Here is a 13,813-nt window from a genome sequence, read left to right as displayed (position 1 = left end):
CAGCGGGCCCACCCCTAAGAAAGGAAAAACCGCTAATGAGCACGTTCCGAATAAACCGAAACCTCTCCCATGTAGCCGGATTACTGCTGGTTACGTTGGTCTTTGCCGCACCTGCGGCCGCGGTTCACGCCGAACGGGCGGATGTAAGCGCCCGAAACGAAGCAATCGTGCGCCAGGCCTTCGATAAGTGGCAGGCGGGCGGCAATGTCTTCGCCGAATTGCTGGCTCCGGATATAAAGTGGACCATTCACGGCTCCGGTCCGGTGGCGAGGACTTATACGGGTCTGGAAGATTTCACCAAAAATGCTTCCGGCCCGCTGGTCAGCCGTCTCGCAACCCCGATCACCCCTAGAGTGCATAATATCTGGACATCGGGCGATGCGGTGATCGTCCGCTTCGACGGCACGGCCACCACCACGTCCGGCGAGCCCTACAATAACCAGTTCGTCTGGATTTTTCGCATGGCCGACGGCCGAGTGACCGAGGCCGAGGCCTTTCTCGACCTCGCCGCCTATCAGGCGGTCGTCGAGAACAACGCACCGCGCGTGGACTGAAATTTCCAATCGCAAAACCAGGAAACAGAAGATGTCAAAGCAACTGGCCGCGCTTGTAGCAGTCGCCTTCCTTGGCCAATCGGCTGGAGCAGAAGAAACAAATGCGACAGCAGAGCATCCCTATGTCGGCATGTGGGTGACCGATGACGGTCACGTCAGGCACGAACTTCTACCCAATGGCCGATACGACGAAGCCCGCGGCACAAGAGAAAGCGCATATCGGGGCCGCTACGAAGTCACCGGCACGCATATCGAATATTGGGACGACACCGGCTTCACCGCAGACGGCGATTTCGTCGACGCGAATACGCTTCATCACGCCGGCATGATCCTGCGCCGCCGCTAATTCCACACAGATAGGAACATCATCATGAACAAGATCATCCTTACCCTCACCACGCTCATCTTTGGCGCGGGCGTTGCCTTCGCGGAAAATCCGTCCTTCGGCACGCCGGACGATCTCTACGCCAAGCCCAGCGCGCCGGTCGCCCAGCCGAAGACCGACTATACCGCGCCGGCTTCGATAGGCACCATCGCTGAGACCAATCCGGCGGCCCGCCGGTTCGGCGACGCTTCCCCTGCAAACCAGCAGTAATCGCAATCAACTCTCGTCAAAGGAAACAAACATGCACGGAATCGAAGGAAAAGTGGTCGCCATCACCGGGGCGAGCAGCGGGATCGGCGAAGCCACGGCCCGCGTTCTAGCCGCAGCAGGCGCGCATGTCGTCATCGGCGCGCGGCGGGGCGACCGGCTGCAGAAGCTCGCCGAGGAGATCGCCATCGCGGGATCCGTCCGCGCCCGTACGCTCGACGTAACGCAGCGTGCGGATGTCGAAGCCTTCGCGCAGTATGCGGTGGAGGAATTCGGCAAGCTGGACGTGATCGTCAACAATGCGGGCATCATGCCACTGTCACCGCTCGAAGCGCTCAAGGTGGACGAGTGGGACCGGATGGTGGACGTCAACATCAAGGGCGTTCTCTATGGCATCGCCGCCGCCCTGCCGCTGATGAATGCGCGGGGCCATGGGCAGATCGTCAACCTCTCCTCCATCGGCGGGCATAAGGTCTGGCCCACTTGCGCCGTCTACTCCGCGACCAAATTCGCGGTGCGGGCGATTTCGGACGGGTTGCGGCAGGAGACGGACCGTATCCGCGTCACGGTGATTTCACCGGGTACGACGACTTCCGAACTTGCCGGCACGATCACCGACCCGGGCGCACAGGAGGCAATGGTCGCTTTCCGCGCCATCACGATCAGCGCGGAAGCCGTCGCCAACGCCATCGCCTATGCCATCAGCCAGCCTGAGGATGTCGATGTGAGCGAGGTCGTCATCCGCCCCACGGCCAGCCCGCATTGAGCTTATAAGGCTTGACAGACCTATAACTCGTTGGTTATGAGTTGATCAATAACCAGCGAGTTATAAGTTTCATGTCCGAGAGCCACGAAATCCTGTTCAGAACGCTCGCCGATCCCACCCGGCGGACGATCTTCGAACGGCTGTGCAGGGAAGGCGAGCAGACGGTTGGGGCTTTGACGGCCCGGGCCGGCATCTCGCAGCCTGCCGTGTCGAAACATCTCGGCATATTGAAGGAGGCCGGGCTGGTGCATGACCGTCCTGAGGGGCGGCAGACGCATTACAGCGCCCGGCCCGCCGCGCTCACCCCCCTCATCGACTGGACGACCGAGATGGCCGGCTTCTGGGAGAAGCGGCTCGACGGTCTGGAAGATTTACTCAAAAGGATGGACCAATGACCGCCGAGACGCGCACCGTCACCGTGACACGCGAGTTCGATCATCCGCCGGAAAAGCTCTGGCGTGCGCTGACCCAGCCGCATCTGATCGCGGAGTGGTTGATGCAGAACGATTTCAGCCCGGCCGTGGGCCATCGCTTCAATCTTCGCGGCGAATGGGGCGGGGTGCTGGACTGCGAGGTGCTCGTCGTCGAGCCGGCGCGGACGCTCTCCTATACCTGGAATTTCGCGCATGACGATCCGGCGTTCGACCTCAGAAGCGTCGTGACGTTCACGCTTACTCCGACGCAGGGCGGGACCTCCTTGCGCGTCGAGCAGAAAGGCTTCCGTCCGGATCAGAAACAAGCTTTCGGTGGCGCCAAAGCCGGCTGGCCGAATTTCCTCGAGAAGCTGGATCAGGTCGCGGCGCGGGCGGGCTGATTTTGCCGCAACGTCTTTGAAAAACCATCAAACAGGAAACGGCCATGAATATTCTCTTGTGGGTTCTGCAAGTCCTCCTCGCGCTCCACACCGCCACCGGCGCGGTGTGGAAATTCTCCAACCCCGCGCAAACGATGCCCTCCTTGAGCGCGATCCCGCATGGGGTGTGGCTGGGAATGGCCGTTGTCGAGCTCATCTGCAGCCTCTGCCTGATCGTGCCTGCCGTCTACAAGCCGCTCGGCTTCCTCGTTCCGCTCGCCGCGCTGCTGATCGCCGTGGAAATGCTCGCCTTTTGCGGGCTGCATCTGGCTTCGGGGAACCGGAATTTTGGTCCGATGGGGTATTGGCTGGTTGTCGCGGCGTTTTGTGCGTTTATTGCGTATGGGAGGTTTGCGGTGCGGCCGTTGTAGTTCAGACGCTTTCCGGAAATGTCGGCGCTATTCACCCCCCTCTGCCCTGCCGGGCATCTCCCCCACAAGGGGGGAGATTGCGCTGTCATTGTCGCTTTCGCCAATCGCAGACGTTGTAAGGGAAGCGCCGTGACCGATGCCAGCCAATCTCCCCCCTTGTGGGGGAGATGCCCGGCAGGGCAGAGGGGGGTATCTCGCGCCGAGGGTGACAACATTTTTCACCGTCACCTTGTTGTGGGTTTCGCGACAGAAAAGGCGCATCGGCGGATAGGGGGTGCTAAAGGAGGCGCGGCGTGTTTTAACGCATGGGCGCTGCGCCGGATGATTCCCGTCCGCTCGCATGCGATCTGGCAAAATCAGCAATTTCAGGAGGCAGGATGAAGGTCGGCATCGACATGGGAACCACGTCCGGCGGGACCGCGGCCATGCTCGATCTGGAGGAGCTGCTGGCGACGCGCCTGCTGGTACAGGGCAATTCCGGCTCGGGCAAGTCGCATCTGCTGCGCCGCCTGCTGGAGCAGAGCGCCTCCTGGGTGCAGCAATGCATCGTCGATCCGGAGGGTGATTTCGTCACGCTCGCCGATGCCTTCGGCCATGTGGTGGTGGACGCCCAGCGCAGCGAGGGGGAACTGACCCGCATCGCCGCGCGCATTCGGCAGCATCGTGTCTCGGTGGTGCTCAATCTCGAAGGGCTTGACGTCGAGCAGCAGATGCGCGCCGCAGCGGCCTTCCTGGGCGGTATGTTCGATGCGGAGCGCGATTACTGGTACCCGATGCTCGTGGTGGTGGACGAGGCGCAGCTTTTCGCGCCTGCCGCCGCAGGGGAGGTGTCGGACGAGGCGCGCAAGCTTTCGCTGGGCGCGATGACGAATTTGATGTGCCGCGGGCGCAAGCGCGGGCTTGCCGGAGTAATCGCCACGCAGCGTCTGGCGAAGCTCGCCAAGAATGTGGCGGCGGAAGCCTCCAATTTCCTGATGGGGCGCACCTTCCTCGATATCGACATGGCGCGTGCCGCCGACCTGCTCGGCATGGAGCGGCGGCAGGCGGAAATGTTCCGCGACCTGCAGCGCGGGCATTTCGTGGCGCTTGGCCCGGCGCTGGCGCGGCGGCCACTGCCCATCAAGATCGGTGTGGTGGAAACCTCGGCCCGCTCTTCAAGCCCGAAGCTGATGCCATTGCCGGATGCGCCGGAGGATGCGCGCGGGTTGATCTTCACTCCCGCGCCGGAGGAAATCCGCCCGGTGGTGCGCCGCGCGCCCGTCGCCCCGCCGCCACCCTCGACCACCGAAATCCTCGCGCAGCTGACCAAGGCAAAGCCGGAACCCGAGGCCCCTGTGGAGCCGCTCTTCCCCGGTCTCGTCGAGGCGGAGCGGGAGACACTTCTCGACAAGGTGATGCGCGAGATCATCGGGGACCCGGAAGCCTCGTTCCGCTCGGTCGCGGTGCTTTATCAGGATTTTCTCGTGCGCTGCCGCATCCACCGCGTGCCGGGCGAGCCGCTGGCGCTGCCGGCCTTCCGCCGCAGGCTGGCGCTGGCGCAGGCGAATATCGACAGCGAAACCGCAGCCGGCAAGACCTGGCAGGAGGCGCTGAACCTCTCGGAAACGCTGACCGACGACGTGCAGGGCGTGTTCCTCATCGTCGCGCAGGCGGCGGTAAAGGGTGCGCCATGCCCGTCCGATGCAGCGCTGGCGCGGGCTTATGGCACCCATTCGATCAGCCGCGCGCGGCGGCTGCTGACCTATTTCGAGGAGAGGGGGCTGCTTGTCTTGCGCACCGATTTTACGGGCAAGCGCATTGCGGCATTTCCGGATTTGGAATGCGAGACCGCGCCGGGTGATCCGAACGCGCCGGATGAGGGCGGCGAGGAGAGAACGGCGGCGGAGTAGAATCGAGGGAATAGGATTTGGCAACCGAATGTGCCGACGAATATTCTATTCGCTGACCATTTTACCTTGAAATAGAAACGGTCTCGTTTTTTTCGATCGGCGCGGCCACGTCACCGTTGAGGAATGGATCCCAGTGACAAGCACTGGGATGACGGGGTGGGGATGTTTTTTCCGCAACCGGATATGCTTCTGCCAAGCGGAGAGGTTGAAGATTGGGTTGCGAATAGTATTGCAACCCGTCATCCCAGTGCTCGTCACTGGGATCCATTCCTCAACGTCTCTACAACGACTACGGTCCCGAACGGAATTCAGGCGATTCCATCAAAACATGGGCGCCAGTTTGCCTCAGTCGAACAAACTCGACACCGACTCTTCCGAAGCCGTGCGCGAAATTGCTTCGCCAATCAGATCGGCAATCGACAGCACGCGGATATTCGGCGCGGCGAGGATGGCGGCGGTGGGCTGGATGGAGTCGGTGATGACAAGTTCCTTCAGCTTCGACGAGGTGATGCGCGCGACCGCACCCCCTGAAAGCACGCCGTGGGTGATATAGGCGGTGACGCTTTTCGCGCCCTTGGCCAGCAGCGCTTCCGCCGCATTGCAGAGCGTGCCGCCGGAATCGACGATATCGTCGAACAGCAGGCAATCCTTGCCGGTGACGTCGCCGATGACGTTCATGACCTCCGACTCGCCTGGCCGCTCGCGGCGCTTGTCGACGATAGCCAATTGCGCGTCGAGGCGCTTGGCGAGCGAGCGGGCGCGCACTACGCCGCCCACATCGGGTGAGACGACCATGATGTTATCGAGCGCATAGCGCGTTTTGATGTCGCGGGCGATAACCGGCACGGCGTAGAGATTGTCGGTCGGGATATCAAAAAACCCCTGGATCTGGCCGGCATGGAGATCGAGGGTCAAAACGCGGTTCGCGCCCGCTTCGGTGATGAGATTGGCCACCAGCTTCGCCGAAATCGGCGAGCGCGACGTCGGTTTGCGGTCCTGCCGCGCGTAACCGAAATAGGGCATGACGGCGGTGATGCGGCGGGCGGAGGAGCGGCGTAACGCATCGATCATGATGAGCAGTTCCATCAGATGATCGTTTGCGGGATAAGAAGTGGACTGGAGAACGAACACATCCTCGCCGCGCACATTTTCCTGGATCTCGACGAAGATTTCCTGATCGGCGAAACGCCGCACGCTGGCCTTGCCCAAGGGGATATCAAGATATTTCGCTACGGCTTCAGCCAGCACACGATTGGAGTTGCCCGCGAAAAGTTTCATGCCTGATCGATCCCTGGCTGGTCGTCCCTCGGATGAGCGGCGTTTTACCGCGAGTCCGGCTGAATGCAAGCACGCAATCGTGGTATGTGGCTAACAATCACTGAAAAGTGCCCAAAGGGACACGCCACGGGGCGGTTGTCCATAATCCTGGCTACGTTATTATCCACCTGGGTTCAGCGGGTGCCACCCTCTTTCAGGATATCGAAATCCATGCCGAATTTAACAGAAGTAAAATCCATTCTCTCTTATTGCGCGTGGCCGCTGGTTTTCTTTTCAGGTCTTGCCGGTGCGTATTTTGCTTTTGCCAGCAACCATCCCATCGCAGCGTTCTCGGCTGTCTATGCGGGTGAAATTGCCTTCCTGTTCTTTCTCGAGCGTCTCATTCCCTATGAGGGAAGCTGGCTGCAGCCGGATGGCGAAACGGTGAACGATATCGGGCACACGCTTCTCACCAAGGGTAGTTTGCAGATCTTCGCTCTCCTGGGAGCCATTTTCCCGATGCTCGCCGCTGGTTTCCTGCACACGATCTCCGCTATGCAGTTCAATCTTTGGCCGACCGGGCTGCCGATGGTGGCGCAGGTCGCGCTGGCTGTGACGATCGCGGAATTTGGTCTCTACTGGTCGCATCGCATTGCGCATGAAAAGCTGTTCTTCTGGCGCTTCCATGCGCTGCACCACAGCGTGACCCGCCTCTGGGTGGTCAATACCGGACGTTTCCATGTCGTCGACTCGCTGTTCAAGGTCGCGCTCAGCCAGATTCCGCTGTATTTTCTGGGCGCGCCTCTTGAAATGTTTTTGTGGCTTGGCGCCGTCACCGCATTCATCGGCATACTCACGCACTGCAATGTCGAGATGAAAACCGGCCTTTTCGATTTCGTGTTCAGCACGCCGCGTCTGCACCGATGGCATCATTCGAAGGAGCTTCGCGAGGGCAACACGAATTACGGCGAGAATATCGTCCTCTTCGACCTGCTGTTTGGCACCTATTATAATCCCGATCGCGCGTCTTCCACGGATATCGGCATCAAGGGGCAGATTGCGCGGGGATTTATGGCGCAATTGGCGCAGCCCTTCACGAAGGAAGGGATTCGCCAGATCTTGGGGCGGCATACGAAGGGCAACCAAAACCCTGACACGCCCATCGCCGATTCCGTCCGAACCGCGCCTGAAATCTAGGCTAGGGCGTTTCTTTCTTTGACGGAACCTGGCGCGGTGCCCAATCGGATGGGGACAGGCAGGATGCCCCCATCAAAAAGTGAAATGTTTACCGGTCGCCTTCATGTCGGCTTCCGGTTTGCCGCCAGCCATGTGGAATATTCCTGCATGGTGCGGTCGGCGATGGCTTCCATGGCCGAGGCGGGGACCGCGCTCCAGGCGTCGGGCGCGGTGGCGGCTACCTTTTCCTGCCCTTGAATGCGGTGCAGTCGGTTGCCGGCGGGGTCGAGAATGTCCCAAACATAGAGCACGGTCGTCTGCCCGGCTTCGGCCATGGCGGAGAAATAGCCCTTCATGACATAGGCCTGCCCCGCCTCGGTGGCGGCGGCGAGGGTGACGCCTTTCGCCTTGGCATCCGCAGCCAGCCGCTGGGAGAGGGGCGTGACCACGCTGACGGGGGCGCCGACGATGGGCGCGATCTGGAGCTTGTCGAGGCGCAGCGTGCCCGAGGCCTGCGGCGCGCCGGTGGTTTGGACGGCGCCCGCCGTGGCCGTCGCAGAGGACGCAGCGTCACCCGAACCCGGCACCGACAGGGTCGCTTCCGTGCTGTTGCATCCGGCGAGCGCACCGGCGATCAACAGGACAATCGAAGGGAACTGTTTTCTCATTTTGCAGACGCTTGCTCCCTAACTTGCGGTATTGTTCCCGCCCTCTTCACCTCAGCCCGCGCCCAACTTACCCGGATTCCTTTTCACTTGACAATCAGGTCGAGCGAATGGCGCGAAAGCGGCTCGGCGGAAGCGCTCGTGGTCAGGTAGGTGCGGCCCAAAGTCATGGCCGTGCCGCTGTCGGAATCCATGATGATCATGTGGGCGAAAAGCGTCATGTCCGGCTCGATCCGCTCCGGATTGCCGGAATAGAACATTTGCGGGTCCATCCATGACGGCGTGAAGCGCGCGCCGACAGAATAGCCGCAGGCGTTGAGCCGGTGGCGGGTCAGGTCATGGGCCTCCAGCACCTTCGCATGGGCGTCGAACACGTCGCCGAAAGTGTGGGCCGGGGTCAATGTCGTCTCGACCGCCTCCAGCGCCTCGCGGGCGGCGTCATAGAGCTCCATATGGCGCTTGGACGGCTTGCCGGTGAGGACCGTGCGCATCTGTGGTGCATGATAATGCCGGTAGACGCCGGACCATTCGAGCGTCAGCTGGTCGTTCTTGGTCAGCTTGCGCCGTCCGGCCTTATAGCGGCAGAGCAGGGCGTCGGGACCCGAGCCGATGATATATTCATTGGCGGGGAAGTCGCCGTCGCCCTTGAAATTGGCGCTCATCATGGCGGCGAGGATATCGGCTTCGCTCGCGCCCATTTTGGTGATTTCCAGCGCCGCGTCGAGCGCATCGTCGCTCAAGCTCGCGGCCTTGCGGGCGAAGGCGATCTCCGCCGGGCTTTTCAAAAGCCGAAGGCGGCTGACAACGCCCGACGCATCGCTGATTTTCGCGAAGGTGGTCAGCTGCTCGTCGAGCTTGCGGCCATTGGCGGCGGTAAGGCCATGGGTCTGGTATTCGACGCCGATATGGCTGCCGAGCAGGTCGAGATCGTTGAGGAGATTGCGGAGGTCGACGGCGGGATTGGCATTTTCCCGGTCGGTCCACAGCATGATATTGTCGATATTGGAGGTATGGCGCGCCTGACGCAGATCCGCCGAGCGGGTCATCAGCACCATGGAGCCGTCCGCCTTCACCACCAGGCACTGGAAAAAGCAGAAGCCGAACGTGTCATAGCCGGTCAGCCAGTACATGCTCTCCTGCGAAAAGAGCAGCAGCGCGTCGAGTTTGTCTTCCGCCATTTTCAGCAGCAGGCGGTCCAGCCGCGCGGTATATTCCTCCGGCTCGAAATGAAGACCCATCCCTTTTCCCCTATCCTGTAATCGCTATCGCTGAAATCTGTCTGCCGTAATCCGGTTCCCCGCGGTGGGTGGCGCGGCGGTAGGAAAAGAACCGCGCCTCATCCGCATAGGTGCATTCATTCAAACCTTCGGCCTTGACGCCTGTCATCTTCAATCGGTCGAGGATGAAGCTCCAGAGGTCGAACATGTGGTGGTTTTCCTGGGCGGAGGGGCGGAAATAGCGCTCGTAGGCAGCATCTCGCGCGACGAACTGCGCAAAAAATTCCGGTCCGACCTCGTAATTCTCCGGCCCGATGGTCGGTCCCAGCACGGCCACGATGCGCGAGCGCTTCGCGCCGAGCCGGGTCATCGCCTCGACGGTATTCTCCAGTACGCCATCGATGGCCCCGCGCCAGCCGGCATGTGCAGAGCCGATGACGCGCGCTTCCGGGTCGGCGAAAAGCACCGGGCCGCAATCCGCGCTGAGCGCGCCGATGGCGAGGCCGGGGACATTGGTGACCATGGCATCCGCCTTCGGCCTTTCGCCCGCAAACGGGCCGGTGACGGTGACGACATCGGGGGAGTGTATCTGATGGACGGTCAGGAGATTCTCCGGCGTGACGCCCAAGGTTTCGGCCACCCGGCGGCGGTTCTCCGCGACGTTTTCCGGCGCGTCTTTGGAGCCCGCGCCGATGTTGAGGCCCTGGTAGATACCTTGAGAAACGCCGCCCTGGCGGGTGAAGAAGCCATGCACGATGCCTTTGCCGCGGCCTGCGTCGAGCAGCGGCGAGCGGATCGGGGCAGGGCGGTTGTTGGTCAGCATGATGGGCTCCTGAAAGTGCGGCGATGGTGAGCGAGGGGGGCGGGGATGTCAATTGCCCAGAGAGTTAAGTAAACGATAGGTGTGTGCGCTCGAGGTTAACCCCCCTCTGTCCTGCCGGACATCTCCCCCACAAGGGGGGAGATTGGCCTGCATCGATGACGGCTCTCATTATGCGACGTTGGTAATTGGCGAAAGGGGAACTGACATCCAATCTCCCCCCTTGTGGGGGAGATGCCCGGCAGGGCAGAGGGGGGTGCCCGACGGTTCACGCAAACGGAAATATCCGCCTCTTCCCATCGCTCACGCATAACATCTTGAACAGCGTCCCCATCTGGTCCGGCGCGGCGAGGCGCTCGACATCATTGCGGATTTGCTCCTGCGCGGCCTTGTCCTTGCCAGCGCCAAGCTGTCCGGCGCGGTCGAGGAGGCCCATGGCGAGCAGGAATTCGCCTTGCGTCATCGCGCCTGTATGGCAGCGGCAAGCACGGGCGGTTTGCGCCAGGGCGGCGAAATCCACATGGCTGGTGAGGTCGGCCTCGCCGGGATTTTCGAATACATCCGCGAATGTATGTTTGGACATGGCCTGCAGCGTATCGCCGAAGCCTGCTTCGAGATGGCCATAGTCGATGAGAAGCGCCGCGCCCTGCGTGGCTGTAATGCGCTCGGCGATCAGCTGCATCAGCGCGGTGCGGGCAGGGGCGGCTTCGAAAATGGCTCCTTCTGGGGCGGTTTCATAGCCTGCGGGAAGGAGGGCGGGATCGATGGAGCCGGCGCCTGATGTGAAGCACAGCTCGCCGTTTACGACCGCGACGACCCGCTCGACGAAGCGGCCATTCAGCTTTACATATTGGCGGATCGGCAGCGCGTCGAACAGCTCGTTGGCAACGAGGATGAGCGGGCCATCGGGAAGCTCTTCAAACGAAGTGCGCCAGTCGATGGACGCCGCGTGGCTTTTCAGCTTTTCCCGCTGGATTTCGATGAGCCGCGGGCTGGTCTCGACCATGGCAATTCGGGCCGTGCTGAGAAAGGCGGCCGCGAGCTTTTCCAGCGTGCGCAGCATATCGGCCATCAGCGTGCCGCGCCCGGGGCCGATTTCGCATAACACGGCGTTTTCCGGCTTGCCCAGCGCCTGCCATACGCCGATGCACCAGACGGCGATGAGCTCGCCGAACATCTGGCTCACCTCAGGCGCGGTGATGAAATCGCCCTCGCGCCCGAAGGGTTCGCGCGTCGTGTAATAGCCAGCATCACGGTCGCCGAGACAGGCGGCCATATATTCGGCGAGGCTGATCGGGCCTGATGTTTCGATGAGCCGGATGAGGCGCTGTTTCAGGGGCACAGTCATTTCTATGCCCGAGCGGCCCGCTTCGCGCGCCAGATGGCCCAAAGTCCGATCAGCACCATCGGCACCGACAGCACCATGCCCATGGTGAGCCAGCCGCCGAAGAGATAGCCCAATTGCGGGTCGGGCTCGCGGAAGAACTCGACGAAGATGCGGCTTAGGCCATAGCCGGTCACGAAAACGCCGGTGACATAGCCGGGGATCTTCAGCTTGAGACCCTTCCAGACGAGAAGCCACAGGACGGCGAAGAGCACCAGACCTTCCAGCCCCGCCTCATAAAGCTGGCTTGGATGGCGGGGCAGGGGGCCGCCATTGGGAAAATAGACCGCCCAAGGCACATCGCTGACGCGGCCCCATAGCTCGGAATTGATGAAATTGGCGATGCGCACCACGCCAAGCCCGACCGGAACGCCCGCCGCGATGGTGTCGAACATGCTCCAGATGCCGATGCCGCGCGAGCGGGCGAAGAGGATCATGGCGAGCGTGGTGCCCAGAAAGCCACCGTGGAAGGACATTCCGCCATCCCACACCGCCGGGATCGAGAGCGGGTTGGCGAGGTAATAATCGAAATTATAGAAGAGCACATAGCCGATGCGCCCGCCCAATACGACGCCGAGCGCCGCCCAGAGCACGAAATCATCGAGCGCATCCGGCTCGATCGGCGCCTTGTCATGCCGCCAGAGGCGCGGGGTGGAGAGCAGGCGCTTGCCGTACCACCACGCAAAGAGGATGCCGACGACATAGCCCACCCCATACCAATGCACCTGCAGCGGCCCGATGGAGAAGATCACCGGGCTGATATCCGGAAAGGGCAGGCCGGAATGGAGGGGCGGTAGCGTCTCGGTCATGGATTTCTCCTGAAAATTCAGCGGACCATGGTAGAGCATGGAACTTAAAGTCAAGCGCGGCGATTTCATTGCGATTCTAACCGGATGCTTGCAACCGATAACATGGAAGCCTATCTGAAAATCAACGCACAACAGAGGTACATAGTCATGAACAGCGGAACGAACAGGGTTCTGGATGAACTCGCCAAGCTTGTGACCGATGCGGCAGGCGCGGCCCAGGGCGTGCGGCGCGAGGTGGAAACCGCCTTTCGCGGGCAGGCCGAGCGGTTGCTCAATTCCATGGATGTGGTGCAGCGCGAGGATTTCGACGCGGTGCGCGAAATGGCCGTCCGGGCACGCACGGAAAACAGCGCGCTGACCGCGCGGATCGAAGCGCTGGAGACGCGTCTTGCCAAAATCGAGGCGGAGCAGACGGCCAAATCCGCCAAATCTTCCTCTGCCGCGACGAAATCCAAAGATAATTCCTAAAAAATTATCAACAGGCTGCGAGCGCCAAAAACCGTTTTCTTAGAGTCGGTTATTGGCCTCGCGCCAGCCTCCGCTACAGCCTCTGTCCACATGCTTTCGCCGCTTGTTGCGAAAAGGGACTAGCGCTCTGACTCAGCATCAATAGACTGAAATCACTACATGATTCGAAGCAGTCATGTGGTGACGGCGCGAGGGGTGTTAGCGGGTTCAGTGCCTACAGGCCGTTCTCCAGTATCAGTGAAGTGTTGACGTGTGCTTTCGGGCGGGCGTGCGGTGCGCTCGTCCCAAGATATCGAGTATGGCCTTTTTTTGAAGGGCCTGCTCCAGATACAGGAAATGGTCATGAGCCTTCTTGAGCTTGCAATCGCTCGCGATGCACATCCGGTGGATGTCATTGAGCAGGTCGCGTATTCAAACGACTGGTCGTTCGAGCGTACAGGCGACGATGAAATTGCCATGTCGGTGGCGGGATCGTGGACGGATTACCACGTCTCCTTCTCCTGGATGGAAGATTGCGAGGCGCTGCATCTGGCCTGCGCCTTCGACATCCGGGTGGGTGAGGCGCGCATCAACGAGATGATGCGGCTGCTTTCGCTCATCAATGAGCAATTGCTGATGGGGCATTTCGACTATTGGCAGCAGGAAGGCGCGATCATGTTCCGCCAGTCGCTGCTGCTTGCCGGCGGCGCGGAGCCGACCAACCGGCAGGTGGAAGTGCTCCTCGGCTGCGCGCTCGAAGCCTGCGAGAATTATTTCCAGGCTTTCCAGTTCGTCGTCTGGTCGGGCGTAACGGCGCGCGAGGCGCTGGACAGCGTATTGTTCGAGACGGTAGGACACGCCTAGGATACGCTGATATTCAGGTAAGGACGGTCTGCAAATGGCGTTTTCTGCGCTTCCGGTGCTCACGTACGGGAGTACGCTGCGCTCCGGTTCTCGAAAGCACCATTTTCGCCTCGTCCTAACCTGAATCTCAGCATATCCTGGTGCTGAAC

The 13,813-nt window shown here is 61.3% G+C and carries 17 protein-coding genes; 11 read left to right on the top strand and 6 right to left on the bottom strand.

All coding sequences use genetic code 11. The annotated features are described in order from the left end of the window. Nucleotides 1-35: 35 nt before the first annotated feature. From IEX53_RS18215 to IEX53_RS18180, 8 genes are all read left to right on the top strand, one after another. On the top strand, nucleotides 36-554 hold the full coding sequence (locus tag IEX53_RS18215) for a nuclear transport factor 2 family protein (RefSeq protein WP_188825608.1): 519 nt from the start codon (nucleotides 36-38) through the stop codon (nucleotides 552-554). Between the two features lie 31 nt (nucleotides 555-585). Further along, a complete protein-coding gene (locus tag IEX53_RS18210; protein WP_188825607.1) occupies nucleotides 586-900 on the top strand; it encodes an Atu4866 domain-containing protein in 315 nt (104 codons plus the stop codon). A gap of 24 nt (nucleotides 901-924) precedes the next feature. After that, on the top strand, nucleotides 925-1,149 hold the full coding sequence (locus IEX53_RS18205) for a hypothetical protein (RefSeq protein ID WP_188825606.1): 225 nt from the start codon (nucleotides 925-927) through the stop codon (nucleotides 1,147-1,149). Nucleotides 1,150-1,180: 31 nt separating this feature from the next. Next, nucleotides 1,181-1,912, top strand: coding sequence for an SDR family oxidoreductase (locus tag IEX53_RS18200; RefSeq protein ID WP_188825605.1), 732 nt, complete (start codon nucleotides 1,181-1,183; stop codon nucleotides 1,910-1,912). Between the two features lie 71 nt (nucleotides 1,913-1,983). Beyond that, nucleotides 1,984-2,307, top strand: a complete 324-nt coding sequence (locus IEX53_RS18195; RefSeq protein WP_188825604.1) for an ArsR/SmtB family transcription factor — start codon at nucleotides 1,984-1,986, stop codon at nucleotides 2,305-2,307. Next, nucleotides 2,304-2,726: an SRPBCC family protein gene (locus IEX53_RS18190; protein WP_188825603.1), complete on the top strand. Its 423-nt coding sequence runs from the start codon at nucleotides 2,304-2,306 to the stop codon at nucleotides 2,724-2,726. The genes IEX53_RS18195 and IEX53_RS18190 overlap by 4 nt, the downstream gene beginning before the upstream one ends. Nucleotides 2,727-2,770: 44 nt before the next feature. Beyond that, nucleotides 2,771-3,136, top strand: coding sequence for a DoxX family protein (locus IEX53_RS18185; protein WP_188825602.1), 366 nt, complete (start codon nucleotides 2,771-2,773; stop codon nucleotides 3,134-3,136). 377 nt (nucleotides 3,137-3,513) lie between these two features. Then, on the top strand, nucleotides 3,514-5,025 hold the full coding sequence (locus IEX53_RS18180) for a helicase HerA domain-containing protein (protein ID WP_188825601.1): 1,512 nt from the start codon (nucleotides 3,514-3,516) through the stop codon (nucleotides 5,023-5,025). A 345-nt stretch (nucleotides 5,026-5,370) separates the two neighbouring features. Here the strand turns inward: IEX53_RS18180 and IEX53_RS18175 are convergent, their stop codons facing one another. Beyond that, on the bottom strand, nucleotides 5,371-6,303 hold the full coding sequence (locus IEX53_RS18175) for a ribose-phosphate pyrophosphokinase (protein ID WP_188825600.1): 933 nt from the start codon (nucleotides 6,301-6,303) through the stop codon (nucleotides 5,371-5,373). A gap of 210 nt (nucleotides 6,304-6,513) precedes the next feature. On the opposite strand from IEX53_RS18175, the gene olsE reads away from it, so the two are divergent. Further along, nucleotides 6,514-7,479 (top strand): ornithine lipid hydroxylase OlsE, encoded by a 966-nt coding sequence (gene olsE, locus IEX53_RS18170; protein ID WP_188825668.1) that lies wholly within the window; start codon nucleotides 6,514-6,516, stop codon nucleotides 7,477-7,479. Between the two features lie 101 nt (nucleotides 7,480-7,580). Here the strand turns inward: olsE and IEX53_RS18165 are convergent, their stop codons facing one another. From IEX53_RS18165 to lgt, 5 genes are all read right to left on the bottom strand, one after another. Further along, on the bottom strand, nucleotides 7,581-8,126 hold the full coding sequence (locus IEX53_RS18165; protein WP_188825599.1) for a hypothetical protein: 546 nt from the start codon (nucleotides 8,124-8,126) through the stop codon (nucleotides 7,581-7,583). 83 nt (nucleotides 8,127-8,209) lie between these two features. Then, complete coding sequence (locus tag IEX53_RS18160) at nucleotides 8,210-9,361, bottom strand: M24 family metallopeptidase (RefSeq protein WP_188825598.1); 1,152 nt, start codon at nucleotides 9,359-9,361, stop codon at nucleotides 8,210-8,212. Nucleotides 9,362-9,371: 10 nt separating this feature from the next. Next, nucleotides 9,372-10,163: a peptidoglycan editing factor PgeF gene (gene pgeF, locus IEX53_RS18155; RefSeq protein WP_188825597.1), complete on the bottom strand. Its 792-nt coding sequence runs from the start codon at nucleotides 10,161-10,163 to the stop codon at nucleotides 9,372-9,374. Nucleotides 10,164-10,428: 265 nt separating this feature from the next. Continuing rightward, entirely contained in the window at nucleotides 10,429-11,508 is a 1,080-nt protein-coding gene (locus tag IEX53_RS18150; protein ID WP_188825596.1) for a class I SAM-dependent methyltransferase, read from the bottom strand. 2 nt (nucleotides 11,509-11,510) lie between these two features. Beyond that, the gene (gene lgt / locus IEX53_RS18145) at nucleotides 11,511-12,353 is read right to left on the bottom strand and encodes a prolipoprotein diacylglyceryl transferase (protein ID WP_188825595.1); all 843 of its coding nucleotides are present in this window, start codon (nucleotides 12,351-12,353) and stop codon (nucleotides 11,511-11,513) included. 147 nt (nucleotides 12,354-12,500) lie between these two features. Between lgt and IEX53_RS18140 the strand changes: the two genes are divergently transcribed. Further along, complete coding sequence (locus tag IEX53_RS18140; protein WP_188825594.1) at nucleotides 12,501-12,821, top strand: accessory factor UbiK family protein; 321 nt, start codon at nucleotides 12,501-12,503, stop codon at nucleotides 12,819-12,821. A 342-nt stretch (nucleotides 12,822-13,163) separates the two neighbouring features. After that, entirely contained in the window at nucleotides 13,164-13,664 is a 501-nt protein-coding gene (locus tag IEX53_RS18135; protein WP_188825593.1) for a type III secretion system chaperone family protein, read from the top strand. Nucleotides 13,665-13,813 lie beyond the last annotated feature (149 nt).

The organism is Paramesorhizobium endophyticum, assembly GCF_014640615.1.
Taxonomy (GTDB): domain Bacteria; phylum Pseudomonadota; class Alphaproteobacteria; order Rhizobiales; family Rhizobiaceae; genus Paramesorhizobium; species Paramesorhizobium endophyticum.
This window is presented reverse-complemented; position numbering and strand designations above follow the sequence as displayed.

What these genes read in the sequence shown, in the direction of transcription:
- IEX53_RS18215 (WP_188825608.1), top strand. Translation starts at nt 36, where the DNA reads ATGAGCACGTTCCGAATAAACCGAAACCTCTCCCATGTAGCCGGATTA.
- IEX53_RS18210 (WP_188825607.1), top strand. Translation starts at nt 586, where the DNA reads ATGTCAAAGCAACTGGCCGCGCTTGTAGCAGTCGCCTTCCTTGGCCAA.
- IEX53_RS18190 (WP_188825603.1), top strand. Translation starts at nt 2,304, where the DNA reads ATGACCGCCGAGACGCGCACCGTCACCGTGACACGCGAGTTCGATCAT.
- IEX53_RS18140 (WP_188825594.1), top strand. Translation starts at nt 12,501, where the DNA reads ATGAACAGCGGAACGAACAGGGTTCTGGATGAACTCGCCAAGCTTGTG.
- IEX53_RS18175 (WP_188825600.1), bottom strand. Translation starts at nt 6,303, where the DNA reads ATGAAACTTTTCGCGGGCAACTCCAATCGTGTGCTGGCTGAAGCCGTA.
- IEX53_RS18195 (WP_188825604.1), top strand. Translation starts at nt 1,984, where the DNA reads ATGTCCGAGAGCCACGAAATCCTGTTCAGAACGCTCGCCGATCCCACC.
- IEX53_RS18185 (WP_188825602.1), top strand. Translation starts at nt 2,771, where the DNA reads ATGAATATTCTCTTGTGGGTTCTGCAAGTCCTCCTCGCGCTCCACACC.
- IEX53_RS18205 (WP_188825606.1), top strand. Translation starts at nt 925, where the DNA reads ATGAACAAGATCATCCTTACCCTCACCACGCTCATCTTTGGCGCGGGC.
- IEX53_RS18160 (WP_188825598.1), bottom strand. Translation starts at nt 9,361, where the DNA reads ATGGGTCTTCATTTCGAGCCGGAGGAATATACCGCGCGGCTGGACCGC.
- IEX53_RS18180 (WP_188825601.1), top strand. Translation starts at nt 3,514, where the DNA reads ATGAAGGTCGGCATCGACATGGGAACCACGTCCGGCGGGACCGCGGCC.
- IEX53_RS18165 (WP_188825599.1), bottom strand. Translation starts at nt 8,126, where the DNA reads ATGAGAAAACAGTTCCCTTCGATTGTCCTGTTGATCGCCGGTGCGCTC.
- olsE (WP_188825668.1), top strand. Translation starts at nt 6,514, where the DNA reads ATGCCGAATTTAACAGAAGTAAAATCCATTCTCTCTTATTGCGCGTGG.
- IEX53_RS18135 (WP_188825593.1), top strand. Translation starts at nt 13,164, where the DNA reads ATGAGCCTTCTTGAGCTTGCAATCGCTCGCGATGCACATCCGGTGGAT.
- pgeF (WP_188825597.1), bottom strand. Translation starts at nt 10,163, where the DNA reads ATGCTGACCAACAACCGCCCTGCCCCGATCCGCTCGCCGCTGCTCGAC.
- lgt (WP_188825595.1), bottom strand. Translation starts at nt 12,353, where the DNA reads ATGACCGAGACGCTACCGCCCCTCCATTCCGGCCTGCCCTTTCCGGAT.
- IEX53_RS18150 (WP_188825596.1), bottom strand. Translation starts at nt 11,508, where the DNA reads ATGACTGTGCCCCTGAAACAGCGCCTCATCCGGCTCATCGAAACATCA.
- IEX53_RS18200 (WP_188825605.1), top strand. Translation starts at nt 1,181, where the DNA reads ATGCACGGAATCGAAGGAAAAGTGGTCGCCATCACCGGGGCGAGCAGC.